Genomic DNA, 24,414 nt, shown 5'->3' with positions numbered 1-24,414 from the left:
CGGGTCTCAGTCCTGAAAATCAGACGCTAAGGCAAATTTTCAGACTCCAGCGCAGAACTCCCTCTCCTCAGGCAAGGCGCTCCCCGCGCCTTTCTCACACACTCGGCTCTAACGCTATCGCGCTGCACAACAACAAGAGCCGCGAAAAAAATGACTACTTTCCAGCCTGCTACCGAAAGCCCGACCAGCCACATCGGCGCCCGTCAGACCCGTGTCGAGGACGCCGCATTGTTGCGCGGCCTCGGCTGCTATGCCGATGACGCTGCGATCCCTCCGGGAACGCTACACGCGGCGATCATCCGCTCACCCCACGCTCATGCACGTATCACCTCGGTGGACTTTTCCCGTGCGCTGCTGATGAAAGGCGTGCATGGCGTGCTGGTCGGCGAAGACGTCAAACGCTGGGCGCTGCCGTTCCCGGTGGGTGTGCGTCAGCCGATGGAGCACTGGTGCGTCGCCGTCGACAAGGTGCGTTACGTCGGGGAGCCGGTGGCCGTGGTGATCGCCGAGAGCCGCTATCTGGCCGAGGACGCCATCGAAGGGGTGCGCGTTGAATACGAGCCGCTGCCACCGATCATCGATCCTGAACTGGCCACTGCCGAACAGGCGCCGGTCCTGCACGAAGCAGTCGGCAGCAACGTGGTCAATGAGCGGCACTTTCGTTATGGCGAGCCGGAGCAGGCCTTTGAGCAGGCGCCGCACAAGGTCTCGCTCAAAGTAAAGTTTCCGCGCAGTTCCTGCACGCCCATCGAATGCTATGTGGTGCTGGCTCAGTACGAGCGCGCCACCGGCATTTATGACGTGCTGGCCAATTTTCAGGGTCCCTATGCGTTGCACACGGTCATGGCCCGGGCACTGAATGTACCCGGCAACCGCCTCCGTTTGCGTACACCGAAAGATTCCGGCGGCAGCTTTGGCATCAAGCAAGGGGTTTTCCCTTACGTGGTGATGATGGGGCTGGCGTCACGCAAGGTCGGTGCACCGGTGAAGTGGGTCGAGGACCGTCTGGAACATCTTCAGGGGGCTTCTTCGGCGACCAATCGGGTGACCGAAATTGAAGCAGCGGTAGAAGCGGATGGCCGTATCACCGCTTTGCGTTATGACCAGATCGACGATTGTGGTGCCTACCTGAGAGCGCCTGAACCGGCGACTTTTTACCGCATGCACGGCAACCTGACGGGTGCCTACGCGATCCGCAATTTGCAAGTGCGCAACCGAGTGGTGCTGACCAACAAAACCCCTTCCGGCCTGAACCGTGGTTTCGGTGGCCCACAGGTGTATTTCGCCCTTGAACGGCTGCTGCAACACATCGCCGTGCAGTTAAAGCTTGATCCATTGGACGTGATCCGCCGCAACCTGGTGCCGGCCGATGCCTTCCCGTATCGCGCGGCCGCCGGTGCGTTGCTCGATTCCGGCAACTACCAGGCTGGCATTGCCTTGGCGGCGGCTGATGGCGGTCTCGACGAGTTGCTCAAACGTCGTGATCAGGCGCGTGCCGAAGGCCGGATCTATGGCATTGGTTATGCCGCTGTCATCGAACCGTCGATTTCCAACATGGGCTACATCACCACTGCGATGACACCCGAAGAGCGGCGCAAGGCCGGTCCGAAAAACGGCGCTGTCGCCACCGCAACCATCAACGTCGGCCCGTTGGGTGACGTCAGTGTGCATGTGTCCTCGGCACCGCAAGGGCAGGGCCATCAAACCACCGTCGCTCAAGTCGTCGCCGAAGTGCTTGGGGTTGCGCTGGAATCCATCGTGGTCAACGTCGAGCTGGACACCCAGAAGGACGCCTGGTCGATTGCCTCGGGCAACTATTCCAGCCGCTTCGCCGGCGCTGTGGCCGGTGCCGTTTACAAAGCCGCGCTGAAGATCCGCGATCGCCTCGCCGCGATTGCCGCCGAGCAATTGCAGGCCAGTCCCGAAGATATTCGTTTCGCCGGCGGCAAGATATTCGTGGTCAATGGCGGGGCGGTAGCGCCATTTCATCGGATTGCCGGTGCGACCCACTGGTCGCCGGGCCTGCTGCCGGAAGGGGAAAACGGCGGTCTGCGTGAAACCGCCTTCTGGAGCCCGCCGCAATTGGAGGCACCGGACGACAAGGATCAGGTCAACAGCTCGCTGTGCTACGGCTTTGTCTTCGACATCTGCGGTCTGGAAATCGACCGCATGACCGGCGAGATCCACATCGATCGCTACGTCACCTGCCATGACGCCGGCCGCCTGCTCAACCCGGCACTGGTCGATGGCCAGATTCGTGGCGGCTTCACCCAAGGCCTCGGCGCGGCGCTGATGGAAGAGTTCGCCTATGGCGAGGACGGCAGCTTCCTCTCCGGGACCTTCGCTGATTATCTGGTGCCGACCGCACCGGAAGTGATCGAACCGATGATCCTGCACATGGAAACGCCATCGCCCTTCACCCCACTGGGCGCCAAGGGTGTGGGCGAGGGCAACAATATGAGCACGCCGGTGTGCGTCGCCAACGCGGTGGCCGACGCCCTCGGCCGCTCGGACATCCGTCTGCCACTGACGCCATCGAAAGTACGCACGCTGATCGGGATCGACGAGCCGCCACGGCCCGCCGGTATGGAGCCCGATGAAAACCTCGACGCAGTACCTGCCGGTGGACCGGCACTGCGGGCCAACGACTCGGTGGTGATTCCTGCTTCGCCGCAACAGGTCTTCGACACCTTGCTCGACCCGCAGACGCTGGCTGCGATCATTCCCGGTTGTCACGACCTCGTGCTTGAAGGCGAAAACCGTTACCGCGCAGACGTCACTGTCGGCGTCGGCATGATCCGCGCGCGCTTCGAGGCCAAGGTTGCCCTGAGTGATCTGGACCCGCCGCATTCATTGCGTCTGTCCGGTTCCGGCAGCAGCTCGATGGGGTCGGCCCAGGGGCAGGCCAAGGTGCGTTTCGTTGAACTGGAAAACGGCCACACGCGCCTGGAATACCAATACCAGGTGGCGGTCAGCGGCAAAGTCGCCGCGGTCGGCGGCCGAATGCTGCAAGGGGCCTCGAAAGTGATCATCGGACAAATATTTACTCGCCTGTCACAACGGGTTAGCGGCCAAGCCATCTCCACCGGCTGGTGGGCGCGATTGCGGGCCTCGCTTGGCGCGCTGTTTGGCAAGGGAGGTGCGCAATGAAACCGGCTGCTTTCGATTACGTTCGGGCTGATACCCGTCGTCAGGTGGTTGAGTTGCTCGCCGAGTACGGCCAGGAAGCTCGCATCATCGCCGGTGGCCAATCGCTGATGGCGGTGCTGAACATGCGCCTGGCTCAGCCCAAGTTGTTGATCGATATCAATCATGTGGCTGACCTGGCCTATATCGAACTGCGCAAGGATTGTCTGGCGGTAGGTGCCGGGGTACGACAGGCGCAGTTGCTGGCGCGTTCGACCCTGATGGACGAGGTGCCTTTATTGGCGCTGGCAATGCCTTGGATCGGTCACTTCCAGACGCGTAATCGCGGCACAGTCTGCGGTTCGGTGGCTCATGCCGACCCGAGCGCCGAGTTGCCGCTGTGCCTGGTGACGCTGGGTGGCGAGATCGTTCTGGAGTCGAAAAAAGGCAAGCGCATTGTCAAGGCTGCTGACTTCTTCCAAGGCATTCTCACCACCGACAAGCGTGCAGACGAACTGGTCGTCGAGGTGCGTTTTCCGCTCAAACGTGAAGGCATCACCTATCGCTTCCGCGAGATCGCCATGCGCCACGGCGACTTTGCAATTGTCTCCCTGGCCGCAGCCATCGGCGCGGACCAGGTCGAACTCGGCATCGGCGGGGTCGCCGACCGTCCGCAACGTCGCAGTCTGCCTCGCGGTGCGGGGCTGCCGGACGCGCTCAATCAAACCGCCTGGTCGCTCGACGCACAAGACGATGTGCAGGCCAGCGCTGCCTATCGCCGCCAACTGATTCGCGAGCTGGGTCATCAGCTGATCGAAGGAGTCTGAACATGCGTGTAACTGCCGACCAAACCTTTCCGATCCGCCTGGAACTCAACGGCCGCTCCCGCGAAGCGCTGGCTGAGCCGCGGACCCAACTCTGTGACTTCCTGCGCCACGACCTCGGTGCCACCGGTGTCCATGTCGGATGCGAACACGGTGTCTGCGGTGCCTGCACGGTGCTGGTGGACGGAGTCGCCATGCGTTCCTGCCTGATGCTCGCGGTACAGGGGCACGAGCGGCGAATCGAGACCGTCGAGTCCCTGGCTGACGACGACACTCTGAGCGACCTGCAACAAGCCTTTCGCCGTCATCACGCCTTGCAGTGCGGCTTTTGCACTGCGGGCATTCTCATGTCCTGCGTGGATTTTCTCGAGCGGGTACCCAACCCGGACGAGACCCAGGTACGCGACATGCTTTCAGGGCATCTATGTCGCTGCACGGGGTACACCGGCATCGTCCAGGCCGTGCTTGAAGTCGCTGCCCAGCGCCAAACGAACAAAGGGGTAAAACAATAATGTTCGATCTCGGACGCAGTTTCCTCGCTGCCGTTGAACGCCGACCGCATGCCGTGGCGGTCAGTGACGGTGCGTTGAAGAAAACCTATGAAGACTGGTTCGTCGATATCCAGAGCGCCGCCTGGGGCTTGCAATGCCTTGGGCTGCAACGCGGTGACCGACTGCTGGTAGTGATGCAAAACCGATGGCAGATGGCAACCCTGCATTGGGCCTGTCAGTTCGCGGGCATCGTCATGACCCCGTTGAACTGGCGTTCGACTGCCGAGGAACTGGGCTACTGCATCGAAGATGCGCAAATCCGTGCAGTGGCTTACGACGACGCAACCGTGACCGCTGTGGCCGGTTGCAGCGCCGCCACAAGGTTGCCACGGATCGCCACCGGACTCCGTGCCGCCAACACCGACCTGAGTTTCGAGGAACTCTGTTCGCAGACCCCCTCCGGCATCATTTTGCAGGCCGACGCCGAAGACTTTTCACTGCTGCTGTACACCTCCGGAACCACCAGCAAGCCCAAAGGCGTGCCGCGTCGGCACCGTAGTGAACGCGCCGCGGCGGTTGCCCACGTAGCGCAAAACCTCTACCGCCAGGGCGAGTGCACGCTGGGTGTCATGCCGCTTTACCACACCATGGGCGTGCGTTCGTTGCTGTCCATGGCGCTGATCGACGGGCATTTCGTCTGTGTGCCGAAGTTCGATGTGGAGGCCACGCTGCAGGCCATCGAGCGGGAAAAGGTCAGCAACCTGTACCTGGTGCCGACGCTCTACCACATGCTCATCGAACACCCAGCCTTTGCCCGCGAGCGAGTCGCCAGTGTGGAGAAAATCGGCTTTGCCGGTGCACCGATGAGCGACGGTTTGATGCGTCGCGTCGAGCAGGCGTTCCAGCCGCAATTGTTCGTCAATCATTACGGCAGCTCGGAGATCTACACCTTCACCATCGACCAGCAAGCCAGCCGCAAACCCGGTTCGTCAGGGCGCAGTGCAATGAACCAGCGCGTGCGCGTGGTGCCGATCGATGCCGAAACGGTGGACGTACAGGTCAACCCATTGGAGGAGGGCCAGATCATCGCCGACCTGGCGAGTGACGAGGCGTTCGAAGGCTACCTGAACCGCCCCGAAGCGACCGCCAAGGCGTTGCGTGATGGATGGTATTTCACGGGTGACATCGGCTACTTCGATCTGGAGGGCGATCTGTTCGTCACCGGTCGTGTCGATGACTTGATCATCACCGGCGGCGAAAACGTCAGCCCGGCAGAAATCGAAAACATGCTCTCTCTGCACCCAGCAGTGGAAGAAGTGGTGGTGGTCGGTCTGCCCGACGAGCAGTGGGGCAAGATCATTGCCGCGTTTATCAAGCTGCGCGCCGAGGTATCGGAAAGCGACCTCGATGCCCATTGCATTGCTTCGGGCCTGGCCAAATTCAAGCGGCCACGGCGTTATCAGTTCATCGATCAGATTCCCAAATCTCCAGTGGGCAAGGTGCTGCGGCGCGTGCTGCTGGCTCAATTTCAGGAACAGGCCTTGAAGGCCATCAGCTAATCATCCAGAGGACACTCTCATGCAACAGCAAGCGATCCAGCAATTTCTCGACACTCAGTTCGATGGCTTCCAGGTTGAAGTCGATGTGTCCCGCGAGCGCGCCGACATCATCCTCAACCGCGCACCGTTGAACGTCATTTCCATGGGGCAGCGTGATGAACTGCGCCAGGTCTTCGAAGCCCTCGATGCACACAAAGGCGTGCGCGTCATCGTGCTGCGCTCGGTGGGCGAACACTTCTCCAGCGGTGGCGACATCAAGGGCTTCCTCGAAGCGTCGCCAGAGCACGTTTCGAAACTGGCCTGGAACGTCGCGGCACCGGCACGTTGCGAAAAACCGGTGATCGTGGCCAACCGGGGTTACACCTTCGGCGTCGGTTTCGAACTGTCCCTGGCCTGCGATTTCCGCATTGCTTCGCAAACCACTCGCTACGCCTTGCCTGAGCAGAACCTCGGTCAGATCCCGGGCTCGGGTGGCTCCGCGCGCCTGCAGAAAATCATCGGCATCACCCGCACCAAACACATGGTGATGCGCGCCAAACGCATCACCGGTGACCAGGCCTACGCCTGGGGTATCGCGACCGAGGTCGTGCCGGATACCGAACTGGAAAGCACCGTCGACGCGTTGGTCGATGAACTGCGCCGCTTCTCGCCGCTGGCTCAGCGCACGGCGAAAAAACTGATCAACGACAACGAAGATGCGCCGCTGACCGTCGCGATTGAAATGGAAGGTCACTGCTACAGCCGTCTGCGTAGCTCCAAAGACTTCAAGGAAGGCGTTGAAGCGTTTCACAGCAAGCGTACGGCCGTATTTATCGGCGAGTAAATCGTACTGGCGAGCGGGCCCGGGAGTATGTTGATAACAGCGTACGCCTTACGGAGCAGGGCCTGCCGCCCCTTCAATGCAACTGAAAGGGCACATCAAGCTTTCACCGCTGACCTGCTGATTACTCGCAACCCGTGCACCGGGATGCAGAACGTTCGATCACCGTTTGTGTGAGGCAACCATGACTACGACAACAACAATAACTGCATCACCCTCCAGCGCCGCTAGCGATACACCACAGATTCCACCGGGCAAGGCCTTGCTCGCGGCATTTGCCTCGACATTCGGCTGGGCGCTGGATTTGTTTGACCTGTTCATTCTGCTTTATGTGGCACCGATTATCGGCCGCCTGTTCTTCCCCTCGGACACCCCGACATTGTCGCTGGCCGCGGTATATGCCTCGTTCGCCGTGGCGTTGCTGGTGCGTCCGCTGGGCTCGGCGATCTTCGGCGCGTATGCCGACAAACACGGCCGCAAGCGTGCGTTGATGGTGTCGATGGTCGGCGTCGGTATTTCAACGGCACTGTTTGGCGCGTTGCCGACCATTCATCAGGTCGGCATATTGGCCCCGATACTGTTTTTGGTCTTGCGGGTGATTCAGGGCATTTTCGTGGGCGGCATCGTTGCCTCCACTCACACCATCGGCACCGAATCCATCTCGCCGCGCTATCGCGGCTTGATGTCCGGGTTGATCGGTGGCGCCGGTGCCGGCATGGGCGCGCTGTTGGCGTCATTCACCTATCTGGTGTTGTCAGAGATCTTTCCCGGGGAGGAATTTGACGTCTGGGGCTGGCGCTTCATGTTCTTCTGCGGCCTGCTCAGCACATTGTTCGGTCTGGTGATGTTCCGTTACCTGGAAGAGACCCCGGTCTGGCAGCAACTGCAACAAGCGCGTAAAACCAAGGGGCCGGCAGTAGTTGTCGTGTCGCCGCTCAAGCGTCTGTTCGGTCGCGAGTACCGCGGCGTGATGCTGGTCAATCTGCTGATTACGTTCGGAGGCGGTGCCACGTATTACCTGGCCTGCGGTTATCTGCCGACGTTGCTCAACGTGGTCGCCAAAGTGCCCCATGCGCAGACTTCGCAGCTGCTCATGTACGGGTCGGTGGCAACCATTGTCGGAGCATTGGCCTTCGGTTACCTGAGCGACCTGATCGGTCGCAAGAAGACCTTCATGCTGCTGGGTGTGATCAACCTAGTGAGCCTGCCGATGATGTTTCTGGGTGTCGCCGAATCGGGTTCGCTGACCCGTACTGCGCTGTATTGCGTGGGCATAGGCTTCATAGGTGGGGCGATCATCGCGCCGATTCTGATCTTTCTCAACGAACGCTTTGCCACCGAGCTGCGAGCCAGCGGCACCGGATTGTCCTGGAACATCGGTTTCGCCCTCGGCGGAACCATGCCAACCTTTGTGTCCCTGGTCAGCAGCAGCCCGGCGCAGATCCCCATGGTGCTGGCGATTTTCGCTGCCGGTCTGTCGGTGATCTACCTGATTGGCAGCGTGGTGATTCCAGAAACCCAAGGCAATTTCAAGTAAAGGCGGGGAGGCGCTTCAGGAAATCGCAGATCAGCTGCAAGGTCTGCTCGGTCGCTTCGGTCTGGGGAAAGTGCCGACAGTTATCCAGCAACACACAGCGGCACGGTCCAGGCACCTGTCGCTGGATGACCACCAGTTGCTCGGGCGTGGCGTAGTGGTCGTCGCGACCCTGAATGACCAGCAACGGCTTTTCGATATAAGCCAACTGCGCTTCGAGATCATCCAAGGAAAAGTCCGGGTGCAACCAACTGTCGCTCCAACCGTGAAAAGCGCCATCGACATTTGTCCCATGGTGGCGTGCCAGGCGCTCGCGCAATTCGCCCAGATGCCAAGCCTCGGTGGTATGGCGAATGCCATCGAGGCTCTCGGTCTCGACAATCACGTGAGGCGCCAGTGCGATGCTGCCCAACACGCGTGGATCGTTGGTGGCGGCATAGGCAAGGACGATGGATGCGCCGTCACTGTGACCGAGCAAGACCACTTGCGGCAGTTGCAAGGCATCAAGTAATTGCCGCAGTTCCCGAGGGCCGTCGCTGGTCAGGTAGTTCAGCGGACGCGGCAGGGTTACCGGGCTCGATTGCCCATAACCCTGACGGCTGTAAGTGACCACACCGCAGCCGCTGACCTGGGCCAGGCGCAGGGGGAAGTCTTTCCATTGTTCGGCGCTGCCGAGGCCTTCGTGCAACAGCACAAACGTTGGTCGCGACGGGTCAGCCGCAGGCAGTTGGCGATATTCCAGGCGCAGCGGCCCAAGTTGCAAAAATTGTTGTGGCGACATGTTGAATCAACGATTGAACAAGGTTGCTCGCAGGTTACCGTAAACGTAACCCAGCATGCAGTACCACGCTTTGCTTGAGGTATAGAAAACATGCGTCATCTCGATGTTCAGGTGATCGACCAGGCACTGCAATGGGCTCGCGCCGGGCAGGCCCAGTGGCTGTGCACAGTGCTCTCCACCTATGGCTCGGCGCCGCGTGCGCCGGGTGCGATGCTGGTGACCAATGGCACAGGCGAACACGTCGGCTCGCTGTCGGGTGGCTGCGTCGAGGAGGAGTTTCTCGAAAGCCTGACGCGCGGTGAGTTACGCGAACCGGCGCAGATCGTCAGTTATGGCGACAGCGTCGAGCAACGCCACCGTCTGCGATTGCCCTGTGGTGGCGTGCTGATCGTGCTGGTTGAGCACCGCGCTGCCAGTCTCGAATGGATCGCCCACCTGGAGAGTCTGCAAGCGGCGTTGCTCGGCCAGCGCCGTCTGATGCGTCACGTCGAGCTGAGCAGCGGTGCCTTGCGCCTGGACCCGGACACCGGACACGGCAGCGAGCGGGTGCAAGTCGTCGACGAAAAGGTGCGTATCAGCGTTGGCCCGGCGTTACGACTGATTCTGGCAGGGCTCTCGCCGGTCGCTGAAGTCTGCGCCGGTTTTGCCCGTGCCATCGGCTGCGAAGTCATCGCCTGCGATCCCCGGGAAGAGATGCTGCATATACATCTCGAAGGTGTGGAGATGCAACGTGTGCTGCCCTCAATGTTCATTGCCGCCGGAGGTTGCCATGCGGCGACCGCGGTGGTGGCGCTGACTCACGATCCGCGAATCGATGATCTGGCGCTGATGGAAGCGGTCCACACCCCGGCGTTTTACATCGGTGCCATGGGTTCTCAGGCAACCTCGGCCAAGCGCGCCGAGCGGCTCAAACGCATCGGTGGTCTGACGGATGAACAGATTGCCCGTTTGCACATGCCCATCGGCCTGGATCTGGGCAGCAAGGCCCCGGCGGAAATCGCTCTGGCGGTGGTGGCCGATATCCTGCGCGTTTATCACGGGAAAGAACGCCATGCCTTGTAAGGCGGTTTTTCCGACGAGTGTGGGGGCTGCGAAAGTCGAGGTAGACGCTCGGTCATTCGCGCGCGATAGTGGCCAGCCACGTGTTGCTGAACCATTGAGTGACCGTCGGGGTTGAGAAATAGATAGACGCCCCGATGATATGCATTGTGGTCGGTAACAATATCGCTTCTAGCGAGCGGAGGAATCTGATGTCGATTGCCCAACGGGTTTTCCACGGCAGGTTTGGACGGGTCGCCTTGCTGAATATGGATCGTTCGCTGGTCACCCACACCCATTCCGAATGCCATGTCCTGGTTAAAGTGTCCGGTGAAGACACTTACTTCAACGTCAACGGTCGGCGGGTTCCGCTCAGCGATCGCACGGCGGTGCTGGTCAACGCCTGGGAGCCGCATTTCTACGATCCGCAGCCGGGCGCCGGTGCCACCCTGATCCTTGCGCTCTACATCGAGCCCGCCTGGCTGGCCACTGCCCAGCAGTCGCTGGCGCTCAGCGGTCGGCCGGACTTTTTTGCCCGGTCGTGCATCGAGCTGTCGAGTCGTAATCGCACCTTGGCCGACATCCTGGTCGCCGAAGCGCATGGCTGCGGGATCGTGCCGAAAGAACGCATGGAATTCATGCTGTTCGACTTCCTGATCGAACTGATCGAGGACTTTTCCAGTTGGCGGCATTTGTCGATGCTGGGTGCGCCGAACTCAGGTGAGTTCCGGGACGCGCGCGTGCGCCGTGGCACCGCCTGGTTGCTTGAGCACCTCGATGATCCGACCCCGATCGACAACGCCGCGCGGGCTTGTGGACTGTCTCGGGCGCACTTCTTTGCGCTGTTCAAGAAAGATACCGGCATGACCCCGACCTTGCTGCTGAACGACGCGCGCATGCGCCGGGCTTTTACCTGGCTGGAGCGTGAGCGCAGTGGAACGTTGGGCCTGTTGTCGGAGAACCTCGGGTTCTCCGAGCAAGGTCATTTCACACGGTTTTTCCGCCAGCACATCGGAGCTTCTCCCAGCCAGTATCGGCGTGTAGTGGATTGTTATGCGACGGTTTAAATAGAGACGAAGGCGGGGGTGTTGGGCAATACTCCCGCCGATGAAGTTAGTCTTTCATCTTGAAGCTGACGGCTTTTATAGACTACGTAAGCTGTAACACTTGTTAATTGTCCAGAAAGTCATAAATCTCTTTCATGCGTTCTTCGCGCATCAACTCAAGTTCTTCCTTGGTTTCGGCCACCCACTGCAGGATGAAGTCCCAGCAATCGCAGCCGTGCGCGTCGGCTTCTGCTTCAAATGCTTCTTTCAGAAATTTAAGGCGATATTCTTCCGGCGAGAGCCCACAGTTTTCAGCGAGGCTGTAGTTCAGCTCGCTGAGTTCAAGTTGGATCCATAAGTTGGCGTCCAGAAACTTTTTCAGGGCGAGTTCGGCTCTAAGTTCTTTTGCGATCATGAATGCTCTCTTGTGGAATGCAATAAGTAGCTGGTTGTTCGAGGTCGGCCCAGCGATAAATCGGACTGTGTCAATTTCCTGCCATCATCCATCCTCGAACGCCATGACGTTCACTCAACTCTTTCACGACGCGAGCCGCGTCCTGCTTTTGTTTATACGGGCCGATGACGACAAAGTTGTTTTCTTTACGCGCTACCGGCAACTCCAACTGTTGAATGGCTTTTACTGCGCGATGGCGACTGGGTGTGTTCAATGCAATTTCGACCACCCAAACGCCGGATGAAGGCGTGGTTGAAGCTTCTTTTTTAGGGTGGAGAATATAGCCGCCGCATGTCAAGCACGGGCGTTCCAGCGTGATTAGCGAGCCTGGAATGGTACGAAAGACATGCCATTGCGTATGAATGGTTTTTTTACGAGCGAAGAGTGCCAAGAGCAGGCCGGTGAAAGCAATCAGACCGCTTAGAATAATTGTCCATTTGTGTGCCTGTGTGGGCAATGAAGGCAGCGTAAGTACTGTAGTTTCATCTGGCTTTTCCATCAAAAACTGTACGGCCTCAGCCTCCGTTGAGTCGGGTATGCGGGATTCGTTTCTCGCAAGGTGCGCGAGCCCGTCGGAATCTTTTGCACTGAGCTCTGCCGCAACTTTATTTGCGGTGTCATCGAATAGTTGTTCGAACTTTGTCACTTTTTGCTGGATGTGTGAATTGTCGACGTTATTTTGACAAGTTTGTCCTGTGGACGTGTAGGTCCATAGTAGTGCTGATAGTTGCCCAAAAACGCCAGTTACCAGGAAGCCCAAGCCAAGCTTTCGCACGACACCATCTCCAAATCAAATGAATTATTATTTGTCCCGTTTGTTCTGATAAAACAGGGTTCTATTTTTGATCCTGGGATGGTCTAGATTCTTGAGCGCGTCAGTGTGCCCAAGCGCCAAAACGAGTTGGCTGCTTTTTGTTGTTTTAAAGAACATCGGGCATGCACTTTATAGACTGTTGGTTGACGAAAAAGGCTCAGGTGATCAAAAAAAAGCCGTATCAGATGGATTTGATGAGGGCCAATTAAAACACTTATATTTAAGGTTAATATCGTGGCCAAAGTACCTGGCCAAAGATTCAAGCCAAGCCTGCGCGCTCGGTATAAATGAAAGGATTGTTAGCCGGCCCTTTACGGTACGGACGGGGAGAAGCAACTGAATTTTTTGTCACCCTTTCAAACGATGCCGGTGTGCTGCACTACACTTCAGGTGCCATTCCTACCGCAGAGAGTTCTTGGAGAACGCTCCAGATGCTGTGCTTAGTCCTGAAGAGTTTGCGGAACTGAGCGCTCAGCTTGAAAGCTCTGCTCAACACGCCTGGCCGTGGAAGCATTACCGGTCCTGATGTGGGATGAGGGTCAATGCTATGGCCGCTGAAGGCAACGTCGGACAATTATTTGCTGTCGTCACTTTGCTTGCCGCCGCCGTGGTGGCAGTGCCGCTGCTCAAACGCATCGGGCTCGGCTCAGTGGTCGGTTACCTGGCGGCGGGGCTGATCATTGGCCCCTTCGGACTGCAACTGATCAATAACCCCCACACCATCATTGAGGTGGCCGAGCTGGGTGTGGCGATGTTTCTTTTTGTGATTGGACTGGAGATGAAACCCTCGCACCTATGGGATCTGCGTCGGCAGATCTTTGGGCTGGGCAGCCTGCAGGTGGTGGTCTGTGCTGTTCTGCTCACTTTTGTCGGCATGGCTTTTGGATTCCCTTGGCAGGTGTCATTTGTCTGCGCAGCGGGTTTTGTACTCACCTCCACGGCCCTGGTTATGCAAGTTCTCTCGGAACGCGGTGACATTACCGAGCCGAGAGGGCAGCACGTCAGCGCTCTGATTGACCAAGGTGTTCTGCAGACCACTGTGGGCGAGCACTTCGGTGCGATTAATGCGGCCAACATGCGTCGTGCCCATGCGCTGGTCGAGAGCGGCAAGGCCCGGGGCAAGATCGTTCTAGAAGGTTTCTGACTTCACTCCTCGGGCGGGCTCGCTTGCGGGCCTCTGAACCGCCTGCGGCATCACTGCCATTTTTTATGTCGCAGAGTTGACGATGAATCCGTCCAGTAACGTATTGGTTTCAGTTCGCTTCGGAACGAGGCTGTACTCCGAATTGCGGAACGATGTGAGTGCCCAGCTCCTCAATAACTTGCGCAGCAGGGCGCTTACTGTATTTGAGATTCAGGATAACGTGGTCCACCCCGATTTCCTGAAGCACCTCCAGCAAACCCCGGAGGTGGTCGCGTCCAAGCCTGAACCCCAAATGAATACGAGTGGGCGGCGTTGACGGGTTCTCAGCGAGGTCGATGTATAGCGACTGAGCGAAGGGCTTATAGACGGAACCACATTGCTTCATGACCTCCAGCCGCCAATCTTCCACGATCAGTCGCTGCATGTTCGGTTGGCGTGGATAGTTGATCCATCCGGTGCTTTCGCGCGCTATCCAATCCAGTGACTGGCGGCTATGCCCGGTTACGAGCATTGGAATCACTTGGGTTGTGGGTTTCGGAATGAGGTCTGCGCCCCGCAGCTCACCACCGCTCCAGCGGATGGGTTCAAAGCTGGTGCTGTGGGCTCTGCGAATCACCTCGTAGTACTCTCGAAAGATGTCTCCGCGCCTTTCGGCATCGACGCCAAAAGCCGAAAATTCCACAGGGCGATCGCCGGAAGCTACCCCCAGAATCAAGCGACCTGCGCTCAACTGATCGATGCTGGCTGACGCCTTGGCCGTGTGCAGTGGATGGTGTAAAGGGATGGCAATGGATGCGGTGCCAAGCGTTATCTCTGACGTATGAGCGGCTATATAGCCCAGGTAAACCCAAGGGTCGAAGACTTGGCCGACATCGCCGAAGCCAGGGTCGCGAAGAGGCACATCGCGAAACCAGAGCGCGCAAAAGCCCAGCTCCTCGGCTCGTTTGGCCAATGCGACCTGGTTGAGCATGCTCGGAGTGTCCCCATCGAAGGCCTCCAAAGGAAAGAACAATCCCAGGCTCAAATGACCCGGAGTGAAGGTTCGGCTGAACCCTCGATGCTCCTGATAAGGAATCGTGCTCGGCCGATACATACTAATCTTCCTCAATGGGGAGAACGTGAACAGCGCCCCTGTTTCCAGAGGTGCTGCGGCATCGGTCGCTTGGGAACGACAGGTGGGGTAGTGGGTGCAATCTTTGCCCGTTGCGCCGTACATGCTGGTCGGGTCGACCGGAGTGAGGGGCCAGTTGCTGGCGATACGCGCGGGCAGGTCCGGATTGGCATTGAGCGGGCGGTCAAAATAAATCAGATCGTTCCAACCCGATACATCGCCTGAGCAAAAGCATGGGGACCATCCAACAAGCGTAGGCGGCATTGCGGGGGAACCGCCATGTTCGTCGTCCGTCTCGGTACCTGTCGCAGATGATTACACCGCAGTCTGGGCCTTGGGCGTCGTGATCGGCGCGCCGCGGGTTGCTATAGAGGACAGTCGTCAGGTCAGCCCGCTGAGCCTTTGGGTACTCGACCGACAATTGGGTCCGGCCCCAATCCTGAAATTCAGACGATAAGATAAATTTTCAGACTGCAACGCAGAACTCCATTTCCCTAGGCAAGGCACTCCCTGCGCCTTTCTCACACAATCCGCTCTATCGCTATCGCGTTGCATAACAGAAACAGGTGCGATGAGCGACTTTGGAACTTGCATTAACAATATTAACTTGATGCAGGAGGGGCGAGGCATCGTCGATTTCTCGTTTTCAGCAGGATGTTAAGAATAATAAAAAAACGCGCACCTGAAAATCTTGCGTTGCTTCTATTACTTTCCGCGCCGGAGTTCGTCCTGATGAAAGCCACGTTGAATGTATTAAGCGTATTGACCGGCGGTCTGGGCATTGCCCTGAGCCCTTTGGCGAGCGCTGATTTCCTGAGCGACAGTAAAGCCAACTTGAGCATGCGCAACTTCTACTTCAATAACGACAACCGTGACGGCGCCGCCGCCCCGTCGAAGACCGAAGAGTGGGGCCAGGCGTTTATCCTCAACTACCAGTCGGGCTTTACCGAAGGCACCGTCGGCTTTGGCCTTGACGCCGTCGGCATGCTCGGCGTGACCCTCGACAGCGGTGCCGGCCGCCACGTGGGCAGCTCGATGATCCCCAACGATGACGGCAAAGCGGCGGACAGCTGGTGGAGCAGGCTGGGGCTGACCGGAAAAGTCAAAATGTCGAAAACTGAACTTCGCTACGGCACCTTGATTCCGAAACTCCCAATTCTGGTCGCCAACGATGGGCGCGTGCTTCCGCAAACCTTCGAGGGCGTTCAAATCACCTCGAGCGAGCTCAATAGCCTGACCTTGACTGGAGGTCGGATCGAACATGCAATAGGACGTGGTTCGAGCGATCAGACGGGGCTGGCCGTTACTGGTGGTACGCGTGAAAGCAATCAGTTTGACTTCGCCGGGGGCGATTGGAAAGTCACCAAGGATCTGACAGCTCAGTACTACTACGCCGGCCTCGATAACTACTATACGCAGCATTTTTTGGGATTGATTCACACCCTTGCCATCTCGGACAATCAGTCCCTAAAAACCGACCTGCGCTACTTCAAAACTGACTCGTCAGGTGCAAATAGCTCCGGTACGTCAGGCTACAGAGTTAGTGGCTACACCAAAAACGGTGATGGAGAAATCGACAACCGTACCTGGAGTGCCGCGTTGATTTACACACTGGGTGGCCACGCGATTACTGCGGGGTACCAAAGTGTGTCGGATGGCAGCAACTTCACTCAACTCAGTCAGGGTAGCCTGGTAGACAAGGGCGCCGGTGGAGCAAGCCTGTATCTGTATACAGACCGCCTGATCCAAACCTTCACCCGCGCAGGCGAGCGCACAGCTTTCGGTCAGTATGCTTACGACTTCGCCGCTCTGGGTGTCCCTGGCCTAAAAGGCTCGGTCATGTACCTCTCTGGCGGTAACATTAAAACGACGTCAGGCACCAACCAAAAGGAATGGGAAAGAGACATTAGCCTGGACTACGTCCTTCAGTCGGGAGCGCTAAAAGGCGTCGGGTTCGGCTGGCGTAACGGCAAGTCCAACAGCGAAGCATCTCGTAACGTAGATCAGAATCGTATTTTTGTGAGTTATAGCATTCCGCTTCTCTAGATAGTGGTACGGGAAGTTTGATTTAACCAACGTCCGAACCCGTTATGGCAGACAAACGATTGTAACGGGCGGGCCGGGATATCGGATGCTCATGATCGGCGCAGACCCGGAGTGCGACACGCCAGTCATGGTCAAGCTGGTCGTCGATGCCGAGGTAAGAGTGGTCCTTTTCTACCGGTCGGGTGCCATGCACCTCGGGCTGCATTTGATAGTGTCCATTCGAAGGCATACGATTGAGCGGGAAGGTGACTACGTACAAGTTACAGATCCGCCACGGTGACACCACGCCGGAAGCGGTCAGCAGACCGGGAGGTGTTACTTGAAGCACACAACTGATACGCCCGCTAGCGTCATCACGACACTTACCTACCTAGTCAAGCACGATGCGAAGCCCTATGTGCATACCGAGGCTCTGACCGGTGACAGTGAACCGCACTACTTTGCCGAGCAGGAGGAGCGCGAGGTCACGATACACAACGGTCGTCCGTTGGCAGGCAGCCTGTCTCTGGACAAGCAGGGGTTTGAGCTCCATCGGCGGGATACGGTGGTCGACGACCTCTACGACGATGCCTTGGTGAAAAGCGTCTACTATGACGAGGTCAAGGCCTTGATCAAGGAGCTGACGGGCGCGAGCCGGGTCGTCATCTTCGACCACACCAGGCGCAGCGACGCCGAGGGGCGGGATATTCGCGGCCCAGCCAGCCGTGTGCATAATGACTACACCGAGCGCTCGGGTCCTGAGCGTATTCGCGACGTGCTGGGCCTGGATCAGGCCGCCGCACTGGTGTCGGTGGCCCAGATTAACCTCTGGCGCCCGATGAGCGGGCCCGTCAAGCGCTCGCCGCTGGCCGTGCTGGACGCCTCGACGCTTGACTCCAATGACCTGCTGGCCACCGACTTGGTCTATCCGGATCGTATCGGTGAGATCTACCACCTGGCCTACAATCCGCAACAGCGCTGGTACTATTTTCCGGACATGCCCCGTGACGAAGTCTTGCTGATCAAGGGGTATGACTCACGTCACGACGGCCGTGCCCGCTTCACGCCCCATACCGCCTTCAAAGACCCCAATACGCCGCCGGGAGCCCCGCCGCGCGAGAGTATCGAAGTTCGCACCCTGGCCTTCTTTGATTAGGTTTTTGCCGCTTGGCGCGGGCCTCCCGCCGCGCGGTGTTCCCCCCCCGTGCTTTACCAGGCGACCACCCGCTTCTCGTTGGTAGGGATGTATAGCGACTGGGTGAAGGGCTTGAACAGCTAACCACATTCGGCACGATCCGCAGTGCGCCAGTCCTCGACAATCAGCTGCTGAGTCTTTGGTGCGCGCGGATAGCTGATCCACCCGTGATATGGCTTAATTATAAAGATTCAACGATACCTGAAATTTAGGAAAACATAGCAGATCATGGTTGCTGTCAGGCCGACCAATATGTACTCGACGCGGGGTAGGAATATAACCAACCCACCTAGAGAAAACACGATCAAGGTGTTTTGTAGTATGTATTTCCTTATTTTAGGTACCGCTATGAAGTAGCCATATTGCTTGCCTAAGAAAAATAAAGCCATGCCGATGATTGACGTAATCTGGAAATCGCGCATCGCAATGTCATTCAAGATCGCATGCCTGATCAAATTTGCGAGAAGTGCTAGCCCCATAAATAGAAAAAGGTGCGAGTAGATTAAGGAGTGTCCACTCATACTACTTTCATTTTTGCTCAGTAGGTAAAAGCTATCAAAATAGATCCACCAGATACTGCAAATCATGATAAATCCGGTGATTGCCGCCATCACATTATAACGATCCCATTGAATGTCAGATAACCCTCCAGAAAGGCTAATTACCGACTCGCCCAATAAGATGAGGGTGAGTAAACCTAGTCGTTCAACCAAGTGTTCTGTATGTGCGGGCAATGGCTTTAGCTTACCCCAAGAAAATAGAGGGAGCAGAATGTCAAGTAAAATCCCAATGTAAGCGACAAAGTAACGCATAGGTGGGTCAAAAAGAATGGATGAAAGACTAACAACTGCGCTAACTAACAGGGCGAAGCCAAGCCTGGAGGAGAATTCGCTACGGTGATCGAATTTATTTATGGACGAAATGTACATAATACTGATGATGGCACGTATACCAAAATAGCAGGCAATGACAAGCGCATAGTTTACTTCCAATTCTTCCCCAATCCGTGCAGACAGCACAATGAGCAGCAACATTAAAAATAATGTTGCCAAGCGGTGAAGGTTACTGTCTGTATCAAACCTATTTGAGTAAATCGTGTGGCTGGACCAGATCCACCATAATGGAACAAAAAGCAGTAAAAATGTCCATAATTGCTCCTGTTCAAAGTGGCCGTGATGAAGATGTCCAAGAGTATGCGTAACCTTGCCAATTGCAACAACAAAAATCAGGTCAAAAAACAACTCTAACCATGTGGCGTGTCGATTTTTTTCATAATACTTCAAAGATTTCATTCGCTGCTGGCTCCGTGTGCACCTCTTTAATGTAGAAGGAAACTAACGGATAAGCGAACGGGTGGACGGGTATAGGCGTCAACCTTGGGGACGGTCGCAAAAACTGAGTGCAACACCTGACCTAGTCCACCACCACGTCTGTTAGTACGGTCAATACAGAATCCAGCGTGCCATCGGGCCGATAGCAACATTGCGCACGGGCGGACCTTAGCGGGCAACTGGGCTGCTGTTCCGCCAACCATTCATTCAGCGCCTCGACCAGGACACGCGCCTCGACTATGGAATCTTCCGAGCTGTCAAAAATTAACATCGCCATTTTTTATGTCCTCGGTTCGCTGGGCTGATATTTTCGTGCCGCTGCTTTACGAGCGATGCTTATCGTTGGCAGCACCGTGGATTCCTCAATCTCCCGTATTGAAATATTATCGAATGCACACCTGGTGCGCGTGCGCAATGGGGCACGTTCGCCCTCGGCTACGGTGTGGGTGATGCCAAGCGATTTCACTATCTAGCGATTTCGTCAACTCACTAACGAAAGCTCAATCATCTGACTCATCTCGGTGAACTCTGGAGCCCCGTCATAGCGAAGCCCGTCAATGTAAAACGCTGGGGTGCCATTCACGCCGCTCCGTACGCCGCCATTAAAATCGGATTTTATTTTGGGTACGTAGGTACCGTCTTGCATGGCAAGATAGAGTTCTTCGTCGGAGAGGCCATGTTTTAGAGCGATGGCCCGAAACAGCGGCAGGCCCAATCGATCCTGATTTTCATACAATTCGTCGTGCGCCTCCCAGAAGAATCCTCGACTCCCGGCAAACTCAGCGGTGACAGCTGCAGCCATCGCATGCGGGTGAGCAGTGGTCAGTGGAAAATTACGGAACACGAACAGCAAATCATCGCGAAAATGCTGTTGCAGATTCTTGACTATCCAATACGCTTCAGCGCAATAGGGACATTGATAGTCGCCAAATTCCACCAGTGTGACCTTGGCATGCGCACTTCCCTGGCGATGGTCGCTGGCACTTACCGGGACTTTGAGAGTGGCCATGGGATCACCTGTTAATTTTAGGTTGGCGTGCATTGTGATGAATTCGCCAGAGCATCCAGCGCATCCAGAATGCCGTCCGCCCCCGGATTGATTGCCATTGGTGAGATGTAGCTCCAGGCGATCACTCCCTCCTTGTCAATCACGAACAACGCCCGCTTACAAACTCCCAGGTGGGAGTCGTACGCTCCATACTGTCGCGCCACAGCCCCTTTGGGCTCGAAATCGGCGAGCAGGCTGAAGTGAAAATTCCGATCTTTGGAAAAGGCCTGATGACACCAAGCGCTGTCAACCGAGATACCCAGTAGCGTCGCACCGTATTCTCTGAATGTGGGTAGCAATTGGTTGTACAAGGTCAGTTGGTCGCCACAAACCGAAGTCCAGTCTGCGGGATAAAACGCCAGTATCACGGGATTTCCCTTTAGCCCGCGCAGGGACAACTGCTGATCAGGGGTTGCGTACAGAGTGAAGTCGGGCGCGACAGTGCCGGCCGGCAGCGGCCCCTGAACCAGGTCGCCATTCGTTTCTTTCGCATCATCCAATTCTGAAGTGTGCATGGCTTGAGCCCTTATAGATGGGCGGTTGGGGTCTGCTCAGCGGGATACGACTTGCCCGGGGGGATAACTCCATCCACCGCCAAGTGATTTATAAATGGCGACGATGCCTCGATACACCTCGTTCGAGGCCTGAGCCTAAGTGTCTTCGGTTGCGAGACGTTCACGATCCGCATCAAGAAGCACGAGGAGATCAGCCGTGCCTTCGCGGTATTGGATTGAGGCCAGGTTGGTAGCGGAAAGGCTGGATTCGCTCTGGCGCACCATTGACTATAGTCGTTGTTGGCGCTTGCCGTAATCGCTGAACGCGTTCTCCGTTTCCTCCAGTGCAGGCAAGATCTCGCGCGCTCGTTCTTTTGCTGTCATTTTCGGCGGTTTTTTTATCCGATGGTTTTGGTGCGAACCGCAATCATGTCCTTGCTGATCGATTCGCCCCTGCGAATTCCGACATCGAATCGTTGCTCGATCACGCTGGTGATTCCATAGCCTCATTTGCTGATGAGTTGGTGGTTTACGACTGGCGGTATTTTTGAGCACGAATTTATCAGACGTCGTTCGTCGGTATCCTGGGTCGCCCATAGCGTGTTTGGATGAGATCCGACTATCGTTATTGGATGGCGTCGTCTGCCGAGACTACCATTCCCTCCAACGTAATCGTCTTCCTGAGCAATCTCAGCGTATTGCGGATCTCATGCCCCTATGTCTTGAGCATCGTTTACGGGGACGTAGATCCATCCGAATGAGTCCGTGTTATCCATCTTTGGAGACAACTCATCATGGCTACTCTCTGTGAAATATGTAATGCGAGACCCGCTGTAGCGCGAGTGACCGTATCGCAAAATGGCCAAGCCAGGACAATGTCCATTTGCGACCACGATTACCGTCAACTCTTACGCCATCAAAGCATGTTGAATCCATTCGACTCTCTACTGGGCGGGGGTGTGTCCCGCTTTTTCGACAGCATGGGCGGAGCAAAGGATCAAGCGGGTGATGACTTCAGGCTCTCTGCGCAAGTGCCTCGAGAATCTGTCGATGCAACCGATGCATTCAGTTCCCAGACGCTGGAAATCCTGCAACGCGCGGGTGAGAAAGCCCATGAGCTCAACCGTAGCGAGCTCGATACTGAGCATTTGTTGTATGTGCTTGCGGATACCGATGTGGGTACGGCGTTGCTTAAGGAGCTGAAGCTTTCTCCGGACGAGATCAAAGGCTACATCGATCAACATGCTCAGAGGGGCACAGCGGAGGCCCAGGCCCCGGTGGACCAGATGAGCATTTCGCCACGGTTAAAGAAAGTTTTCAATTTTGCGTTCCAGGCATCTCGTGATTTAGGACATTCGTACGTTGGCCCAGAGCATTTGTTGATCGGGCTTGCCTCTGTACCAGAAAGTATCGCCGGGACATTGCTTAAAAAATACGGCGTAACGCCTGAAGCCTTGCGGCAGAAGGTGGTCAAGGTGGTGGGTAAGGGGGCTGAGGATGGGCGAGTCGACACCCCGACGGGAACACCGACACTCGACAAGTTCGGTCGCGACCTGACGTCACTGGCTCGTGAGGGCAAACTCGATCCCGTACTGGGGCGCGCGCAGGAAATCGAAAATACCATCGAGGTGCTGGCGCGGCGCAGAAAGAACAATCCGGTTCTTATCGGCGAACCTGGCGTCGGTAAAACAGCCATCGTTGAAGGGCTTGCACAACGAATAGTAAAGGGCGATGTCCCTGAGATTCTGCGTGGCAGGCGGCTTGTTGAAGTCAATCTGAACTCAATGGTTGCGGGCTCTAAATATCGTGGTGAATTTGAGGAGCGAGCCAAGCAACTGCTTGATGAAGTCGCCGCAAAAAGCTCGGAGCTTATTCTGTTCATCGACGAGTTACATACGATCGTTGGCGCGGGGCAGGGTGGTGAGGAGGGCGGCCTCGATATTGCCAACGTACTCAAACCCGCATTGGCACGCGGAGAGCTTAGCTTGATCGGTGCGACGACACTCAATGAGTATCAAAAGCACATCGAAAAAGACGCAGCGCTTGAACGACGTTTTCAGCCTGTGCTGATAGCCGAACCCACCGTAGAGCAGACCATCATTATCCTGCGTGGGCTGCGCGACAAGCTTGAGGCTCACCATCAAGTCACATTCGCCGATGAAGCATTTGTGGCGGCAGCAGAGCTGTCGGATCGTTACATCACCTCGCGCTATTTGCCGGATAAAGCCATAGACCTAATCGATCAGGCCGCGGCCCGCGTTCGAATCAGTTCCTCGTCAAGGCCGGCCAGCATCCAGGAGCTTGAAGCCGAGATTACGCAACTTAAACGTGAACAGGATTATGCATCCTCCCGTAAACGTTTTGATGAATCCAAAGGCTTTGAAGAACGCATTGGTCAAAAACAAGCGCAACTGGGAGAGGAAACAGAAGCTTGGCAGCGCAAGACAGGTTCCGAAACCCTTGAGGTGACCCTGGAGTCAATTGCCGAGGTGTTGTCCCGTCTCACCGGTATTCCTGTGACCGAACTTACGCAGGAAGAGCGTCAAAAGCTTTTGAATATGGAAGACACTTTGCGTGATCGGCTGGTGGGGCAGGAAGATGCTGTGCTCGCAGTCAGCGATGCCGTTCGGTTGTCTAGGGCCGGTCTTGGCCAAGCCAACAGACCTATTGCCACGTTTCTCTTTCTTGGCCCTACGGGCGTCGGCAAAACTGAACTTGCCAAAGCGTTGGCGGAAACGGTGTTTGGTGACGAGCAATCGATCATTCGTATTGATATGTCGGAGTACATGGAGCGTCATGCAGTTGCTCGGTTGATCGGTGCGCCACCCGGTTATGTGGGATACGACGAGGGCGGTCAGTTGACAGAGCGTGTCCGCCGCAAGCCCTACAGTGTGATTCTGCTCGACGAGATCGAGAAGGCGCATCCCGATGTGAGCAACGTATTGCTTCAGGTATTCGACGATGGGCGTCTCACGGACGGCAAGGGACGTGTTGTGGACTTCAGCAATACGATCATCATTGCCACCAGTAACCTGGGCTCTCCCATCATCATGGAGAATCTCGAGCGCCCTGAAGATGAACGCCTTACGGAAAAAGCGTTACGTAATGAATTGATGGGAGTCTTGAAAGGGCATTTTCGTCCCGAATTCCTGAACCGTATTGATGACATCATCGTGTTTCATGCCCTTACCCGTGACAACATCCGATCGATTGTGAACATTCAGCTTGATCGGGTCATTCGAACCGCAGCTGCACAGAACATTACAGTGAAAGTTGATGGCTCACTCATTGATCATCTGGCGGACGTTGGTTATCAGCCAGAGTTTGGCGCGCGCGAGTTGAAACGTCAGATTCGCCAGACCGTCGAAACGCGGCTTGCGAAGGAAATGCTCGCTGGCAAGCTGAAAGCCGGCGACAGTGTCGAGTTGGGTTACGACAAAGAGCGTGGCGAAGTGGTCTTCAAAAAGGTCGAGGTGGATGCGTCAAAGACTTCCGAAAAGGGTAGTCCACCTGGCCAATCGGATGATCTGACACCTGCCGCGGAGACTGGGACTTAGCCTCATGCTTGGACGGGCCCGG

General features: G+C 56.7%; 18 protein-coding genes and 3 pseudogenes. 13 read left to right on the top strand and 8 right to left on the bottom strand.

Going from position 1 to position 24,414, the window contains the following annotated elements:
- Positions 1–150 precede the first annotated feature (150 nt).
- The 6 genes from B7L09_RS04045 to B7L09_RS04020 all read left to right on the top strand — a co-directional run bounded on the left by B7L09_RS04045 (position 151) and on the right by B7L09_RS04020 (position 8,357).
- A complete protein-coding gene (locus B7L09_RS04045) occupies positions 151–3,150 on the top strand; it encodes a xanthine dehydrogenase family protein molybdopterin-binding subunit (protein WP_010459403.1) in 3,000 nt (999 codons plus the stop codon).
- Positions 3,147–3,953, top strand: a complete 807-nt coding sequence (locus B7L09_RS04040; RefSeq protein ID WP_010459406.1) for an FAD binding domain-containing protein — start codon at positions 3,147–3,149, stop codon at positions 3,951–3,953. The genes B7L09_RS04045 and B7L09_RS04040 overlap by 4 nt, the downstream gene beginning before the upstream one ends.
- Positions 3,954–3,955: 2 nt before the next feature.
- Positions 3,956–4,462, top strand: a complete 507-nt coding sequence (locus tag B7L09_RS04035; protein WP_010459409.1) for a (2Fe-2S)-binding protein — start codon at positions 3,956–3,958, stop codon at positions 4,460–4,462.
- On the top strand, positions 4,462–6,000 hold the full coding sequence (locus B7L09_RS04030) for an AMP-binding protein (RefSeq protein WP_010459411.1): 1,539 nt from the start codon (positions 4,462–4,464) through the stop codon (positions 5,998–6,000). Before B7L09_RS04035 ends, B7L09_RS04030 begins: the two co-directional genes overlap by 1 nt.
- Positions 6,001–6,019: 19 nt before the next feature.
- A complete protein-coding gene (locus B7L09_RS04025) occupies positions 6,020–6,823 on the top strand; it encodes an enoyl-CoA hydratase/isomerase family protein (RefSeq protein WP_010459412.1) in 804 nt (267 codons plus the stop codon).
- A 181-nt stretch (positions 6,824–7,004) separates the two neighbouring features.
- Complete coding sequence (locus tag B7L09_RS04020; RefSeq protein WP_042932132.1) at positions 7,005–8,357, top strand: MFS transporter; 1,353 nt, start codon at positions 7,005–7,007, stop codon at positions 8,355–8,357.
- Here B7L09_RS04020 and B7L09_RS04015 read toward each other — a convergent pair.
- On the bottom strand, positions 8,350–9,135 hold the full coding sequence (locus B7L09_RS04015; protein WP_010459415.1) for an alpha/beta fold hydrolase: 786 nt from the start codon (positions 9,133–9,135) through the stop codon (positions 8,350–8,352). The two genes, B7L09_RS04020 and B7L09_RS04015, sit on opposite strands and share 8 nt — an antisense overlap.
- 90 nt (positions 9,136–9,225) lie before the next feature.
- Between B7L09_RS04015 and B7L09_RS04010 the strand changes: the two genes are divergently transcribed.
- Together B7L09_RS04010 and B7L09_RS04005 are read left to right on the top strand one after the other, a co-directional pair.
- Complete coding sequence (locus B7L09_RS04010; RefSeq protein WP_010459417.1) at positions 9,226–10,197, top strand: XdhC family protein; 972 nt, start codon at positions 9,226–9,228, stop codon at positions 10,195–10,197.
- Positions 10,198–10,385: 188 nt separating this feature from the next.
- Entirely contained in the window at positions 10,386–11,240 is an 855-nt protein-coding gene (locus B7L09_RS04005) for a helix-turn-helix transcriptional regulator (RefSeq protein ID WP_010459419.1), read from the top strand.
- A gap of 103 nt (positions 11,241–11,343) precedes the next feature.
- Here B7L09_RS04005 and B7L09_RS04000 read toward each other — a convergent pair whose 3' ends face one another.
- Complete coding sequence (locus B7L09_RS04000; protein ID WP_010459421.1) at positions 11,344–11,634, bottom strand: DUF6388 family protein; 291 nt, start codon at positions 11,632–11,634, stop codon at positions 11,344–11,346.
- A 70-nt stretch (positions 11,635–11,704) separates the two neighbouring features.
- Complete coding sequence (locus B7L09_RS03995; RefSeq protein ID WP_010459423.1) at positions 11,705–12,448, bottom strand: SPOR domain-containing protein; 744 nt, start codon at positions 12,446–12,448, stop codon at positions 11,705–11,707.
- A 571-nt stretch (positions 12,449–13,019) separates the two neighbouring features.
- Between B7L09_RS03995 and B7L09_RS03990 the strand changes: the two are divergent.
- A pseudogene (locus B7L09_RS03990) lies at positions 13,020–13,475 on the top strand (cation:proton antiporter domain-containing protein); the annotation flags it as partial.
- 6 nt (positions 13,476–13,481) lie between these two features.
- Positions 13,482–13,631: pseudogene (locus B7L09_RS32985) on the top strand (zinc-binding dehydrogenase); the annotation flags it as partial.
- 109 nt (positions 13,632–13,740) lie between these two features.
- Here B7L09_RS32985 and B7L09_RS03985 read toward each other — a convergent pair.
- Positions 13,741–14,724 carry an LLM class oxidoreductase gene (locus tag B7L09_RS03985; RefSeq protein WP_010459427.1) on the bottom strand — a complete coding sequence of 328 codons (984 nt, stop codon included), beginning with the start codon at positions 14,722–14,724 and terminating at the stop codon, positions 13,741–13,743.
- Positions 14,725–15,474: 750 nt separating this feature from the next.
- Between B7L09_RS03985 and B7L09_RS03980 the strand changes: the two genes are divergently transcribed.
- The gene (locus B7L09_RS03980) at positions 15,475–16,788 is read left to right on the top strand and encodes an OprD family porin (RefSeq protein WP_094467832.1); all 1,314 of its coding nucleotides are present in this window, start codon (positions 15,475–15,477) and stop codon (positions 16,786–16,788) included.
- Between the two features lie 319 nt (positions 16,789–17,107).
- A complete protein-coding gene (locus tag B7L09_RS03970) occupies positions 17,108–17,923 on the top strand; it encodes a CmcJ/NvfI family oxidoreductase (protein WP_042932130.1) in 816 nt (271 codons plus the stop codon).
- A 230-nt stretch (positions 17,924–18,153) separates the two neighbouring features.
- On the opposite strand, the gene B7L09_RS03965 is transcribed toward B7L09_RS03970, so the two are convergent.
- From B7L09_RS03965 to B7L09_RS32240, 4 genes and pseudogenes are all read right to left on the bottom strand, one after another.
- The gene (locus B7L09_RS03965) at positions 18,154–19,254 is read right to left on the bottom strand and encodes a low temperature requirement protein A (protein WP_010459437.1); all 1,101 of its coding nucleotides are present in this window, start codon (positions 19,252–19,254) and stop codon (positions 18,154–18,156) included.
- Between the two features lie 520 nt (positions 19,255–19,774).
- A complete protein-coding gene (locus tag B7L09_RS03955) occupies positions 19,775–20,302 on the bottom strand; it encodes a DsbA family protein (protein ID WP_010459441.1) in 528 nt (175 codons plus the stop codon).
- Between the two features lie 17 nt (positions 20,303–20,319).
- Positions 20,320–20,856: a redoxin domain-containing protein gene (locus B7L09_RS03950; RefSeq protein WP_010459443.1), complete on the bottom strand. Its 537-nt coding sequence runs from the start codon at positions 20,854–20,856 to the stop codon at positions 20,320–20,322.
- 36 nt (positions 20,857–20,892) lie between these two features.
- Positions 20,893–21,198, bottom strand: a pseudogene (locus B7L09_RS32240) (TolC family protein); the annotation flags it as partial.
- Positions 21,199–21,626: 428 nt separating this feature from the next.
- Here B7L09_RS32240 and B7L09_RS03940 point away from each other — a divergent pair.
- Complete coding sequence (locus B7L09_RS03940; RefSeq protein ID WP_420802909.1) at positions 21,627–24,392, top strand: ATP-dependent Clp protease ATP-binding subunit; 2,766 nt, start codon at positions 21,627–21,629, stop codon at positions 24,390–24,392.
- Positions 24,393–24,414: the final 22 nt, after the last annotated feature.

The organism is Pseudomonas mandelii (assembly GCF_002251635.1).
GTDB lineage: Bacteria > Pseudomonadota > Gammaproteobacteria > Pseudomonadales > Pseudomonadaceae > Aquipseudomonas > Aquipseudomonas mandelii_B.
This window is presented reverse-complemented; position numbering and strand designations above follow the sequence as displayed.